The organism is Pseudomonas sp. S2_A02, from assembly GCF_054668495.1.
The window spans coordinates 3,409,906-3,423,623 of sequence record NZ_CP162776.1 but is presented as its reverse complement, the minus strand read 5'-3'; the positions used below and the strand labels follow the sequence as shown (position 1 = coordinate 3,423,623).

Sequence of the window (13,718 nt, the reverse complement as noted above, 5' to 3'; positions counted from 1 at the left end):
CGTCATCGCGGGCAAGCCCGCTCCCACAGGGTTTGGTGTGGACACAGATTTTGTGTTCACTGAAGATCATTGTGGGAGCGGGCTTGCCCGCGATGGCGGTTTATCAGGCTCCCTCTAATCCGGCCAATGCCACGCCGGTTCATCCAGCATTCGCTGCCCGACCATCCCGGTCTGGCCGAAATTCTTTTCCAGCACAATGCAATTGCATTCCGGGTCTTGTTGCAACGCCGAGATCAAGCGCCGCGCATGGGACACCACCCACACCTGACACTGCTCGGACGCTCGAATGATCAACCGCGCCAATGCCGGCAGCAGATCCGGATGCAGACTGGTTTCCGGCTCGTTCAACACCATCAGCGTCGGCGGGCGAGGGGTCAGCAAAGCAGCGACCAACAGCAGATAGCGCAACGTCCCGTCCGACAACTCGGCGGCGGACAACGGCCGCAACAACCCTTCCTGATAAAACTGGATGGCAAACCGTCCGCCCTGTAATGGCGCGATGTTCAGTCGCGCGCCGGGAAACGCATCGCTGATAGCCGCCTGCAAGGCTTCGGGATCACCGATTTCGATGATGGTCTGCAAGGCTGCCGCCAGGTCGCGACCATCGTGGTGTAATACCGGTGTGCGGGTGCCCAGTTGCGGTTGGCGAACCGGTGCGTCGGCGTCACTGCGAAAGTGATCGTAGAAGCGCCAGCGACGGATGAACTCACGCAGCTGCATGACTTCCGGCGAGGTGCGAAAGCTGCCGACCTGATCGAACAGGCTGTCGAAATTCGGCGTGTGCTGCGCCAGCACTTCCCAGCCGTGACCTTCGCGAGCGCGAATCATTGGGCCATCGCGATCCACCAGCAGGCTGGCCGGGCGATAGAACGGCCCGGACCAGATGCATTCCTTTTTGATTTCCGGGTCGAGGGAGAACGCCGATTGACTTGGCTCCGGCAGGCCCAGCGCGATCGAGTAGCTGAAATCTTCCCCGGCAAACCCCAAGCGCAGGCGTTTGGGGCCGTGTCGTACGCTCGTCTCGACCGGCACTTCACCATTGCGCATCCGTCGGCTGATATTTTCCGGTCCGGCCCAGAACGTCGAATCCAGCCCACCCTCACGGGCCAACGCATTGACCACCCCGCCCTGAGCGGTTTCCGCCAGCAGGCGCAAGGCGCGGTAGAGGTTGGATTTGCCGCTGCCGTTGGGACCAGTGATCAGGTTCAACCGGCCCAGCGGAATCACCAATTTATTGATCGAGCGGTAATTGGCCACCGCGAGGGTTTTGAGCATGAGTTCCTCATTGATCGTTCCCACGCTCCGCGTGGGAATGCATCCGGTGACGCTCCGCGTCACAGTGGACGCAGAGCGTCCATGGCGGTGTTCCCACGCAGAGCATGGGAACGATCAATGGAGTATAAGGATCGCTCGTGCAGACGTGGAACCCTGATCTAAGCTCTCAGTCGTATCGTCACCGGCACGTTCGTACAACGCAAAGGAGTCTGCATGACGGGTCCCGGATTGAAATTAATGGTTGGCCTGAGCTTCATCGCCATGCTGACCGCCTGTGGCGATAAAAAGCCCGTCGAGAAGGACCGCCCGCGAGTCTTCGTGCAAGAGGTCAAGCCATCGGATTACGCCGCTGCGGTGACACTCACTGGCGACGTCCAGGCGCGAGTTCAAACCGAATTGTCGTTTCGTGTGGGCGGCAAGATCATCCAGCGTATGGTCGATGTCGGTGACCGGGTTTCGGCCAAACAAGTGCTGGCCAAACTTGACCCGAAAGACCTGCAAACCAATGTCGACTCGGCCCAGGCTCAGGTCGTGGCCGAACAGGCCCGGGTCAAACAAACCGCCGCCGCCTTCGTTCGCCAGCAAAAACTCCTGCCCAAGGGCTACACCAGCCAGAGCGAATACGATTCTGCCCAAGCTGCCTTGCGCAGCAGTCAGAGCGCATTGACTGCTGCTCAGGCGCAATTGGCCAACGCCCGTGATCAACTGAGTTACACCGCACTGATTGCCGATGCGCCTGGGGTGATTACCGCGCGCCAAGCCGAAGTTGGCCAAGTGGTGCAAGCCACGGTGCCGATTTTCAGCCTGGCCCGGGACGGCGAGCGCGACGCAGTGTTCAACGTTTATGAATCGCTGCTTGCCGAGCCACCGTCGGACAGATCGATCGTGGTCAGCCTGCTCGACAACCCGAAGATCAAAACCACGGGCACCGTTCGGGAAGTCACACCGGCAGTGTCCGCGCAGACCGGCACGGTACAAGTCAAAGTCACCCTGGCCAGTCTTCCCGAGGGCATGCAACTCGGGTCGGTGGTGAGCGCCACCGCCAAGCCAGTCGGCAAAACTGCAGTGGAGCTGCCCTGGTCGGCCCTGACCAAGAACCTCAGTGACCCGGCCGTGTGGCTGGTGGACACCGAGGGCAAGGCGCAGTTGCACACGGTCACCGTCGGCCGTTACCTGACCGGCAAAGTCATTGTCAGCGCCGGCCTCAACGGTGGCGAAAAAGTTGTCACCGCAGGTGGCCAATTACTGCATCCGGGCGTGCGGGTGGAGATCGTCGAAAACACCTACAAGACACCAATGACAGGAGCCCAGCCATGAAGCGCCTGTTGCTGTTGTCCGCCGCTGCACTGCTGGTCGCCTGCTCCAAAGAGGAAGCGCCGCCAGAACCGGTTCGGCCGGTATTGTCCGTGGAGGTGAAAGCGCTCAATCAAGAAGACCTCGGCCGGTTTGCCGGCAGCATTCAGGCCCGTTACGAAAGCAACATCGGTTTCCGGGTGCCGGGGCGTATCGCCAGCCGTAACGTCGATGTCGGCGCCGAAGTCCAGAAGGGCGCGTTACTCGCCACTCTCGACCCCACCGATCAGCAGAACCAGTTGCGCTCGGCTCAGGGTGATCTGGCGCGCGTTCAGGCGCAGCTCATCAATGCTCAGGCCAACGCCCGGCGTCAGCAGGAACTGTTCAATCGCGGGGTCGGCGCCCAGGCTCAACTGGACATCGCCCAGACCGACCTGAAAACCACCCAGGCCTCTCTCGATCAAGCCAGGGCCGCAGTCGATCAGGCGAAGGACCAACTCAACTACGTCGAGCTGCGCACCGATCACAAAGCCATTGTCACCGCATGGAACGCCGAAGCCGGGCAAGTGGTGACGGCTGGCCAGCAAGTGGTGACCCTGGCGCAGCCGGACATCAAGGAAGCGGTGATCGACCTGCCGGACACCCTGGTTGATCAGTTGCCCGCCGACGTGGTGTTCCAGGTCGCCTCACAACTGGACCCGAGCATCACCAGCACTGCCATCGTGCGCGAAATCGAACCCCAGGCCCAAAGCGCCACCCGTACCCGTCGCGCCCGTCTGAGCCTGACCGATACGCCGCCGGGCTTTCGCCTCGGCACGGCGATTAGCGTGACTCTCAGCTCTGCGATCAAGCCACGTCTCGAACTGCCGGTGAGCGCGCTGCAGGAGGTCGACGGCAAACTGCGGATCTGGGTCGTCGATCCGCAGACGCAAACCGTTTCGCCACGGGACGTCAGCCTGATCAGTCGGACTGATGCCACGGTGGTCCTGGCCAACGGCGTGAAGTCCGGCGAGCGGGTGGTCAGTGCCGGTGTGAACAGCCTCAAGCCGGGGCAAAAAGTGAAAATTGACGAGGACAGCCCACAATGAAAGGGAGTTTCAACTTATCCGAATGGGCCCTCAAGCATCAGTCGTTTGTCTGGTATTTGATGTTCGTCGCGCTGCTGATGGGCGTGTTCTCGTACCTGAACCTGGGCCGCGAAGAAGACCCGTCGTTCACCATCAAAACCATGGTGATCCAGACCCGCTGGCCCGGCGCGACCCAGGAAGAAACCCTCAAACAGGTCACCGACCGGATCGAGAAAAAACTCGAAGAACTCGACTCGCTCGACTACGTGAAAAGCTACACCCGCCCCGGCGAATCGACGGTCTTCGTTAACCTGCTCGACACCACCAGCGCCAAGGACATCCCGCAGATCTGGTACCAGGTGCGCAAGAAGATCAATGACATTCGCGGTGAATTCCCGCAGGGCCTGCAAGGGCCGGGATTCAACGATGAGTTCGGCGACGTGTTCGGTTCGGTGTATGCCTTTACCTCCGACGGCTTGTCGATGCGCCAGTTGCGCGATTACGTGGAACAGGTGCGTGCCGAAATCCGCGAAGTCCCGGGGTTGGGCAAGGTCGAGATGGTCGGCGAGCAGGATGAAGTCCTTTACCTGAACTTCTCCCCCCGCAAACTCGCCGCGCTCGGCATTGATCGGCGCGAGGTGGTGCAGACCCTGCAATCGCAGAATGCCGTGACCCCGGCCGGGGTGATCGAGGCCGGTCCGGAGCGAATTTCGGTGCGGACCTCGGGGCAGTTTGCCTCCGAGAAAGACCTGGCCAACGTCAACCTGAAGCTCAACGACCGCTTCTACCGACTAGCTGACATCGCCGACATCAGCCGTGGCTACGTCGATCCGTCGACCCCGGAGTTTCGTTTCAACGGTCAACCAGCCATCGGCCTGGCGATCGCCATGAAAAAGGGCGGCAACATTCAGGACTTCGGCAAGGCGCTGCACCTGCGCATGGATGAGCTGACGGCCGACCTGCCGGTGGGCGTCGGTGTACACACCGTTTCCGACCAGGCTGTAGTGGTGGAAGAAGCCGTCGGCGGCTTCACCAGTGCGTTGTTCGAAGCGGTGGTGATCGTGCTGATCGTCAGCTTCATCAGTCTGGGTGTTCGCGCTGGGCTGGTGGTGGCGTGTTCGATTCCGTTGGTGCTGGCGATGGTTTTCCTCTTCATGGAATACAGCGGCATCACCATGCAACGGATTTCCCTCGGTGCGCTGATCATCGCCCTCGGTCTGCTGGTGGACGACGCGATGATCACGGTGGAGATGATGGTCACGCGCCTGGAAATGGGTGAAACCAAAGAGCAAGCGGCGACCTTCGCCTACACCTCGACGGCGTTCCCGATGCTCACCGGCACGCTGGTCACCGTGGCCGGTTTCGTGCCGATCGGCTTGAACGCCAGCTCTGCCGGTGAATACACCTTCACCCTGTTCGCGGTGATCGCGGTGGCCATGCTGGTGTCATGGATCGTCGCCGTGCTGTTCGCCCCGGTACTCGGTGTGCATATTCTGAGCGCCAAGGTGAAACCTCATGACGCAGAGCCGGGGCGCATCGGTCGGGCGTTCAATGGCGGTCTGCTCTGGGCCATGCGCAATCGCTGGTGGGCCATCGGCATCACCGTGGCGCTGTTTGTGCTCTCGGTGTTTTCCATGCAGTTCGTGCAGAACCAGTTCTTCCCGTCCTCGGACCGCCCGGAAATCCTTGTCGACCTGAACCTGCCGCAAAACGCCTCGATTGCTGAAACCCGCATGATCGTGGATAAGTTCGAAGCGACGCTCAAGGGCGACCCGGACATCGTGCGCTGGAGCACCTACATCGGCGAGGGTGCGATCCGTTTCTACCTGCCCCTCGACCAGCAATTGCAGAACCCGTACTACGCGCAACTGGTAATCGTCAGCAAAGGCAAGTCACGCACGGCCTTGACTGCTCGCCTACAAAAGCGCCTGCGTGAAGAGTTTGTCGGTGTCGGCAGTTACGTCCAGGCTCTGGAAATGGGCCCGCCGGTGGGACGGCCGATTCAGTATCGGGTCAGCGGTAAAGACATCGATCAGGTGCGTAAACACGCTATCGCCCTGGCCACCGAACTGGATAAGAACTCGCACATTGGCGAAATCATTTACGACTGGAACGAGCCGGGTAAGGTGCTGCGCATCGACATCGCCCAGGACAAGGCGCGGCAATTGGGGTTGTCGTCGGAAGACGTGGCGAGCCTGATGAACAGCATCGTCGTCGGTTCGCCGGTGACGCAGGTCGATGACGATATCTACCTGATCGACGTGGTCGGCCGCGCTGAAGATGCCGAACGCGGCAGTCCGGAAACCTTACAGAACTTGCAGATCGTCACCCCCGGCGGCACCTCGATTCCGCTGCTGGCGTTTGCCACGGTGCGGTATGAACTCGAACAGCCGTTGGTGTGGCGTCGTGATCGCAAACCGACCATCACCATCAAGGCCGCGGTGCGCGACGAGATTCAGCCGACCGACCTGGTAAAACAGCTGCAACCGGACATCGATAAATTCGCCGCCAGTTTGCCGGTGGGGTACAAAATCGCCACCGGCGGTACCGTGGAGGAAAGTGGCAAGGCTCAGGGGCCGATTGCCAAGGTCGTGCCGTTGATGCTGTTTCTGATGGCGACCTTCCTGATGATCCAGTTGCACAGCGTGCAGAAGCTGTTCCTGGTGGCCAGCGTCGCGCCACTCGGGTTGATCGGCGTGGTGCTGGCGCTGATCCCGACGGGTACGCCGATGGGCTTCGTGGCGATCCTCGGGATTCTGGCGCTGATCGGCATCATCATCCGCAACTCGGTGATTCTGGTGACCCAGATCGACTCCTTCGAGAAGAACGGCTACACGCCGTGGGACGCGGTGGTGCAGGCCACGGAACACCGGCGCCGCCCGATTTTGTTGACGGCGGCGGCAGCGAGCCTGGGGATGATCCCGATTGCCCGGGAAGTGTTCTGGGGGCCGATGGCTTACGCGATGATTGGCGGGATCATCATCGCGACCTTGCTGACGCTGCTGTTTTTGCCGGCGCTGTACGTGGCCTGGTACAAGGTTCGCGAGCCGAAGAAAGAAGTGCAGTGAGGCGAGCGCTTCGCGCTCATCGCGGGCAAGCCCGCTCCCACAGTGATCGAGTCGTTCAGGCAAACTCGGTTCCCTGTGGGAGCGGGCTTGCCCGCGATGGCGTCCTGTCAGGCTACACCGGCTTACGCCAAACACTCGCCAACCAAGGCTGTTGCTCCCGCGGCAGCCCCGCCGGCCGGTAGTAATGCTCAAGCTCCACAAATCCCGCCTTAGTCAGCAGTTCCTGCCACGCCTGAAGATCGTAATAAGCCCCATAACGCGGCCCGTTCCAGCCTTCCTGATTCTCCCCACGAGGATTGGAGCTGAACAACACCCCACCCGGTTTCAACGCTTCGCGCAGTTGCTTCAACACCCGAGGTAATTCCTGACTCGGGATGTGGAACAGCACCGCATTGGCAAAAATCCCGTCAAACCGCTCGGCCGGCAGGTCGAGTTTCAGAAAGTCCTGTTGCCAGACTTCACAACCACTGTCCTCCCGCGCCATCTGCGCAAGCTTTTCCGAGCCGTCGAGGCCGATAGCGGTGTGGCCCAGGTGAGTGAAGGTTTGCAGATCGCGACCAGGCCCGCAGCCGAAGTCGAGAAGGGTGAACGGCGCCTCACCCTGAATATGCCGCAGCAGGGCATCGATGTTCTGGCTGACATCGTGATCGCGAGTGCCTTCGCGGAAGTCCTCGGCCACTGCGTTGTAATGGCCCAGGGTGGTGGAGGTGATTTGCTCCAGGTCGTCGGGAGTCTGTTTCATGGTCGGCTGCGCAGGCAATTGGGATTCGCCGAATATACGCCATGACGCCGGAGGCTTGCCCGCGAAGGCGATATCACTGACGACCAATGACTCAGGCCAGACTCAGCTCTGTTTCATCCCCAGACATTCAATGGACCGATCAACCATTGCCTTGGCAATCTCCAGCAAATGCCAGACGGAGAACACCAATGCCCGATCGGCGCCCTTGAGTTGATCGCCACACTGATACGCCGTGACCGAGGCGCAGCGCAGCAGATCAGCGACGTAGAGCTGGGTATCCTCGAAGCTCACGTCCTTGCTGACGTTGTAGAAGCGAAGTTCGTCGGGCGGTGAGGGCTGATCGCCGGTGAGGTAGAAATCAATCGCACGGTAGAGCGCCGATCGATCCCTGAGCGGGTCTTCAGTGGCGGTTTCGTTGGTGGGGGTTTCGGGAGGTGGATCGGGTACGGATTTTTTCATTGGTAAAACTCCTGGAATTAATTGGAGCCAACCGTTATCGCGACTAAACGAATAGGGGTGGCGGCTGCACGCAGGTTAGTCGACCGGTCTCCAGGCAATACCGGCGCACCCGAGGGTGCCCTGCGCACAGCCACCATAACTTTCAGGCAATGAAACACCTGGAATGAGGTAGCGCTGTGCGCCTGGAAAGATCCGGGCGACTAAACCCGATCACTGATGAGCAGTGACGGACCGAGACTAGCCACGGAATTTGGCAGGCGCAAGCGAGCGGAATGATCTAGGAAACGTCCTGCAAAAGAAAGGGATCGGGCCTGCTGGCACTCTGATTTTCTTGTACGAAATGTTCCCCAGGAGCTAGAGACAATACTTCTGGTGAGAGAGCTTTTCTGTGGCGAGGGAGCTTGCTCCCGCTGGGCTGCGCAGCAGACCCGAAACCATTCAATGAGGTGTGTCAGATAAACCTCATTGAATGGTTTTGCGATTGCTGCGCAATCGAGCGGGAGCAAGCTCCCTCGCCACAAAAGCTTCCGACATCCACCACGCTCAGCGCTTGTTCAACCCCCGCGCCAACCGATCCCCACCCAACTGAATCACCGCCACCAACACCACCAGCAACACAATCACCGTCAACATGATCTGACTGTCAAACCGCTGATACCCATACCGATAAGCAATGTCCCCCAACCCACCGGCACCAATCGCCCCGGCCATGGCCGACGAGTTGATCATCGTCACCAACGTAATGGTGAACCCCCCGACAATCCCCGGTAGCGCTTCGGGCAGCAGCACATGCCAGACGATATGCCCGCGTCGGCAGCCCATTGCCTGCGCCGCTTCGATCAACCCATGGTCGACCTCGCGCAAACTGACCTCGGCAATGCGTGCAAAGAACGGCGTGGCCGCAATAGTCAACGGCACCACGGCTGCCCACACGCCATACGTGGTGCCGACGATCAACCGGGTAAACGGAATCAACGCCACCATCAAAATCAAAAACGGAATCGAGCGAAACAGGTTCACGAACGCGCCCAACGCGCGGTTCAGCGCCGGGGCTTCGTAGATCCCGCCCTTGGAACTGGTGACCAGAATCACCGCCAGCGGAATGCCCGCCAGTAGCGCGATCAGTGACGACACTCCAACCATCAAGAACGTGTCGATAAAACCCTGAAGCAACCGATCAAACCACATAACCCAGCACCTCCACCTGTTGCGCCCAGTTGCCGGCGCGCTGACGCAGTTCCTCGGCGCCGAGGGACGAACCGGTCACCGCCAGCAACAATTGCCCGAGGGCATGCCCCTGAATCCGTTCCACGCCCCCTTGCAGCAAGCGCACGCGACCACCGAGGGCGCTGAACAGCGCCGCCAGGTCTGGCTCGTCACTCGCGCTGCCGGTGAATTGCAAACGCAGCACCACGGCGGCGTCCGAAGACTGTGGCTGCTCCCGCAAGCGGCTTTGCAGTTCTTCCGGCAGCCCGTGTTGCAGTGGCGCGAGCAAAGTCTTGCTGACCTCATGTTGCGGGTTGCCAAAAACTTCCCAGACCGGCCCGTGCTCGACGATTCGCCCGTGTTCCAGCACCACGACCCGATCACAGATATCGCGGATCACCGCCATCTCGTGGGTGATCAGCACAATGGTCAAACCCAGGCGCTGATTGATCTCGCGCAACAGGCCGAGGATCGATTGCGTGGTCTCCGGATCCAGCGCCGACGTCGCCTCGTCACACAGCAGAATTTCCGGGTCATGCACCAGCGCCCGGGCGATACCGACGCGCTGTTTCTGCCCGCCGGAAAGTTGCGCCGGGTAGGCTTTGTGTTTCTCTTGCAGGCCGACCAGTTCCAGCAGTTCGCGGACTTTGCGCTCGCGCTGCTCCTTGGGCACACCGGCGACTTTCAGCGGCAATTCGACGTTCTGCCAAACCGTCTTGGCCGACATCAAATTGAAGTGCTGGAAGATCATGCCAATCCGCCGCCGCAGCGTCACCAAACGGTCTTCATCGAACTCGCCGATGTCGACCTGATCGATCAGCACCCGCCCGCTGCTCGGTTGTTCGAGGCGGTTGATGGTGCGGATCAGCGACGACTTGCCGGCACCGCTGCGACCGATGATGCCGAACACTTCGCTGCGCTGGATCGCCAGGTCGATGCCGTGCAAGGCCGCCACCGGACCTTGCTGGCCGTTGTAGGTTTTACCCAGGCCGATGAAGCGCACGTGAGCGCGATTCAGGTCTGGGTGCAGTTCGGTTTGTGTGGCGTTATGTGGCTCCGGAAGTTCCAGTCGCCGTTGGATCGCGGCCGTCATGCTCAGCTTTCCCAGCCGGCTTGGTAGAGCTTGCCGTGGGCTTTATCCAGCGCCGCACGAACGGCTGGCGAATGCTGGTAGATGTCGACGAATTTGATCAGGCGCGGGTCGGTTTTGCTTTTCGGCTGGATCACGAACTGGATTACGTATTCCTTGTGATCGAGGCCGTCGAACAGCAGAGCGGAACTGGCATCGAAAGTTTTCGACAGACGGATGTAGGCCGGGTAGCCCTGAACCAGATCGGCATCGTCGTAGGCACGCACCAGTTGCACGGCTTCGACCTGAAGGATTTTGATTTTCTTCGGGTTGGCGATGATGTCTTCTTCAGTGGCTTTGTAGCCGACGCCAGGTTTGAGGGTGATCAGCCCGGCCTTGGCCAGCAGTTGCAGGCCGCGACCGCTGTTGATCGGGTCGTTGGCGATGGCCACGCTGGCGCCTTCGGGCAATGCGTCGAAGCTTTTGTACTTCTTCGAGTAGAGGCCGACGTTGTTGATGATCCCCGGGGCGAACGGCACCAGGTCAAAACCGGCGGCGGCCTTGGCGTTTTCCAGGAACGGGATGTGCTGGAAATAGTTCACGTCGATGTCGCCCGAGGCGAGGCTGACGTTGGGGGCGATCCAGTCGCTGAACTCCACCAGTTCGACTTTCAAGCCTTGTTTGTTGGCTTCTTCTACTGCGGCTTCCAGGGGAATGGCGAAGGCGGCGGTAGTGCCGACTTTCAGTGGTGCGTCGGCAGCGAAGGTGATGGAGCTGAAGAGGCCGAGGGCCAGGGCCAGTGCTTTGACTGGGTGAGAGAGGTAGGTCTTTTTCATGATGGGGTTTCCAGTCAAGTTTAGGCCGATCGTTCCCACGCTCCGCGTGGGAATGCCTCCCGGGACGCTCCGCGTCCCTGCGGCGATGACGCAGAGCGTCACTGGCTGCATTCCCACGCAGAGCGTGGGAACGATCAGGGGCGGGGGTTAGTGTCGGTAGTGGGATCCGGTGTGTTGCTCAGGCAAATGCGCCTCGCCCTGAAACAGTTTTTCCCGCAGGCTGCCGTCGTCGTACGCGGTCTTGTATGACCCTCTGCGCTGCAATTCCGGAATCACCAGCTCAATGAAATCCAGATAGCTTTCTGGCGTGACAATCCGTGTCAGGTTGAAGCCATCCAGCCCGGTTTCCGCAATCCACGATTCCAGCTCATCAGCCACCTGCTGTGGCGAGCCGACCACGGTGATGTAACGGCCACCAAGTGCGTGTTGTTCCAGCAGTTTGCGGCGGGTCCAGTCGTTGTTTTGCAGGTTCTTGGTGGCGGACTGGATGGCGTTGCTCTTCACGTACTGGATCGGTTCGTCGAGCTCGTACTCGGAAAAATCGATCCCGGTGGACGCCGAAAAATGCGCCACGCCGGCCTCGGCACTGGCGTAGCTCAGGTACTCGGCGTGTTTGGCCCAGGCTAGTTCTTCTGTCGCACCGACGATCACGTTCAAGCCCATGAACACCTTGATGTCCCAAGGGTTGCGCCCGGCTTCGACGGCGCTGGCGCGAACCTTGTCTACCTGAACCCGGGTCGCCGGTTTGTTCTGACCGCTGATGAACACGCACTCGGCATGCCGACCTGCGAACAGTAAACCGCGATCGGAACTGCCGGCCTGGAACAATACCGGCGTGCGTTGCGGCGATGGCTCGCAGAGGTGATAACCCTCGACCTGATAGAACTCGCCCTTGTGCTCGACCTTGTGCACTTTGTCTGGCTGGGCGTAGATCCGCTGTTCGCGGTCATTGAGCACCGCGCCGTTTTCCCAGCTGCCTTCCCAGAGTTTGTAGAGCACTTGCAGGTATTCATCGGCCTGGTCGTAGCGGCGGTCGTGTTCCACCTGTTCACTCAGGCCCATGGCCTTGGCGGCGCTGTCGAGGTAGCCGGTGACGATGTTCCAGCCAACCCGCCCACGGCTCAGGTGATCGAGCGTCGACATGCGTCGAGCGAACAGATACGGCGGTTCGTAGGTCAGGTTGGCGGTCAGTCCGAAGCCGAGGTTTTTGGTGACTGCAGCCATGGCTGAGACCAGCAGCAGCGGGTCGTTGACCGGCAACTGGATCGACTCTTTGAGCGGCACGTCCACCGAGTTTTGATAGACGTCGTACACGCCGACGATGTCGGCAATGAACAGACCGTCGAACAGTCCGCGCTCCAGCAACTGAGCCAGTTCGGTCCAGTATTCGATGGTTTTGTATTGGGTGGAATTGTCCCGTGGATGCGTCCACAGGCCATGGTTGATGTGCCCGATGCAGTTCATGTTGAACGCGTTGAGCAGGATTTTCTTTTTGGCATCAGCCATCAGATGGTCCCTCGCAATGGAGGGTTTTCATCGTTGAGGTAGTAATTGCCCACCGCGTGATACTTCCAGCGCACCGGGTCGTGCAGGGTATGCACCCGAGCGTTGCGCCAGTGGCGATCCAAACCGTGTTCGATCAGGGTCGCCTGACTACCGGCCAGTTCAAACAGTGTGCTGCCGGCGGCGAGGGAGATTTCGGTGCTGATGGCCCGGGCTTCGGCGACGGCAATCGACGCGGCGGCGACAGTCTCGGCATTGGTGTCGGCCTGAGCCTGATCGAGGAATTCGCCGGAGCGTTCCAGCAAGGCTTCGGTGGCATGCAGACGAATAGCCAGGTGGCCGAAACTCTTGATCGTCAGCGGGTCTTCGGTGGCTTTTTCATGAGTGGCGTCGATCCACGGCCGAGTCTTGGTGCGCACAAAATGCAGGGCATCTTCATACGCGGCGCGGGCGATGCCGGTGTCGATAGCGGCGTGGAGAATCTGCGCCAACGGGCCGACAGTGGTCGGGCGCTCGAAAGCGCTCTGAAACGGGATCACGTCCTCGGCGGCGACGTAGACGTCCTCGAACACCACCGAACCGCTGCCGGTGGTGCGCTGGCCGAAGCCGCTCCAGTCGTCGATCACCGTCAGGCCTTTGCTGTTGTGCGGGACGAACGCCAGTTGCTGCACGCCGTTTTCGTCCACCACTGACGTCGGGATGCGCTGGGCGTAAATGGCGCCGGTGGCGTAGAACTTGCGACCGTTGATGCGGTAGCCGTTGCCATCGCGAGTCAGGCTGGTGACGCGATCATGGGCGGTTTTGGTGCCCAGTTCCGCGAGTGCATTGCCGAAGCGCTGGCCGGCCAAAACTTCTGCGTACAGGCGTTTTTTCTGCTCATCGGTGCCGTTCACGCGCAGCACTTCAAGGGCATAGAAATGGTTCTGGGGAATTTGTCCGAGGGAGCCATCGGCCTGGGCGATCAACGTGATCACCTTGGCCAGGGTGACGTTGGAAACCCCAGCGCCACCGTATTCTTTTGGCACGCTGATGCCCCAAAGACCCGAGCGGGAAAACACTTCCAGTTCCGGGTATGGCAAACGACGTTCGCGGTCGCGCAGGGTGCTGTCGCGTTTGAAATCGTCGGCCAGGTCACTGGCGACGATCAGGGCTTGCTCATCGCTGGTGATGACCGCGACGTGGTGAGAAAGAGTCATGGTC

11 protein-coding genes are annotated in these 13,718 nt (G+C 60.4%); 3 read left to right on the top strand and 8 right to left on the bottom strand.

Annotated elements, in window-relative coordinates; translation table 11 throughout:
- Positions 1 to 114: 114 nt before the first annotated feature.
- Positions 115 to 1,275, bottom strand: a complete 1,161-nt coding sequence (locus AB4O41_RS15655) for an AAA family ATPase (protein ID WP_460143815.1) — start codon at positions 1,273 to 1,275, stop codon at positions 115 to 117.
- Positions 1,276 to 1,488: 213 nt separating this feature from the next.
- Here AB4O41_RS15655 and AB4O41_RS15650 point away from each other — a divergent pair, with 213 nt between their 5' ends.
- From AB4O41_RS15650 to AB4O41_RS15640, 3 genes are read left to right on the top strand one after another with little or no spacing between them, the layout of a single operon-like run.
- Complete coding sequence (locus tag AB4O41_RS15650) at positions 1,489 to 2,592, top strand: efflux RND transporter periplasmic adaptor subunit (protein WP_460143814.1); 1,104 nt, start codon at positions 1,489 to 1,491, stop codon at positions 2,590 to 2,592.
- A complete protein-coding gene (locus AB4O41_RS15645) occupies positions 2,589 to 3,656 on the top strand; it encodes an efflux RND transporter periplasmic adaptor subunit (RefSeq protein WP_460143813.1) in 1,068 nt (355 codons plus the stop codon). Before AB4O41_RS15650 ends, AB4O41_RS15645 begins: the two co-directional genes overlap by 4 nt.
- Entirely contained in the window at positions 3,653 to 6,703 is a 3,051-nt protein-coding gene (locus tag AB4O41_RS15640; protein ID WP_460143812.1) for an efflux RND transporter permease subunit, read from the top strand. Before AB4O41_RS15645 ends, AB4O41_RS15640 begins: the two co-directional genes overlap by 4 nt.
- Before the next feature lie 112 nt (positions 6,704 to 6,815).
- Here the strand turns inward: AB4O41_RS15640 and AB4O41_RS15635 are convergent, their stop codons facing one another.
- From AB4O41_RS15635 to AB4O41_RS15605, 7 genes are all read right to left on the bottom strand, one after another.
- The gene (locus tag AB4O41_RS15635; protein ID WP_460143811.1) at positions 6,816 to 7,445 is read right to left on the bottom strand and encodes a class I SAM-dependent methyltransferase; all 630 of its coding nucleotides are present in this window, start codon (positions 7,443 to 7,445) and stop codon (positions 6,816 to 6,818) included.
- Positions 7,446 to 7,547: 102 nt separating this feature from the next.
- A complete protein-coding gene (locus AB4O41_RS15630) occupies positions 7,548 to 7,904 on the bottom strand; it encodes a DUF6124 family protein (protein ID WP_460143810.1) in 357 nt (118 codons plus the stop codon).
- A gap of 543 nt (positions 7,905 to 8,447) precedes the next feature.
- Positions 8,448 to 9,092, bottom strand: a complete 645-nt coding sequence (locus AB4O41_RS15625) for a methionine ABC transporter permease (RefSeq protein WP_095054448.1) — start codon at positions 9,090 to 9,092, stop codon at positions 8,448 to 8,450.
- The gene (locus AB4O41_RS15620; RefSeq protein WP_460143809.1) at positions 9,082 to 10,203 is read right to left on the bottom strand and encodes a methionine ABC transporter ATP-binding protein; all 1,122 of its coding nucleotides are present in this window, start codon (positions 10,201 to 10,203) and stop codon (positions 9,082 to 9,084) included. The genes AB4O41_RS15625 and AB4O41_RS15620 overlap by 11 nt, the downstream gene beginning before the upstream one ends.
- 2 nt (positions 10,204 to 10,205) lie before the next feature.
- Positions 10,206 to 11,015: a MetQ/NlpA family ABC transporter substrate-binding protein gene (locus AB4O41_RS15615; RefSeq protein WP_258618888.1), complete on the bottom strand. Its 810-nt coding sequence runs from the start codon at positions 11,013 to 11,015 to the stop codon at positions 10,206 to 10,208.
- A gap of 147 nt (positions 11,016 to 11,162) precedes the next feature.
- Positions 11,163 to 12,521: an LLM class flavin-dependent oxidoreductase gene (locus tag AB4O41_RS15610; RefSeq protein WP_460143808.1), complete on the bottom strand. Its 1,359-nt coding sequence runs from the start codon at positions 12,519 to 12,521 to the stop codon at positions 11,163 to 11,165.
- Positions 12,521 to 13,714 (bottom strand): SfnB family sulfur acquisition oxidoreductase, encoded by a 1,194-nt coding sequence (locus tag AB4O41_RS15605; protein ID WP_460143807.1) that lies wholly within the window; start codon positions 13,712 to 13,714, stop codon positions 12,521 to 12,523. The genes AB4O41_RS15610 and AB4O41_RS15605 overlap by 1 nt, the downstream gene beginning before the upstream one ends.
- Positions 13,715 to 13,718: the final 4 nt, after the last annotated feature.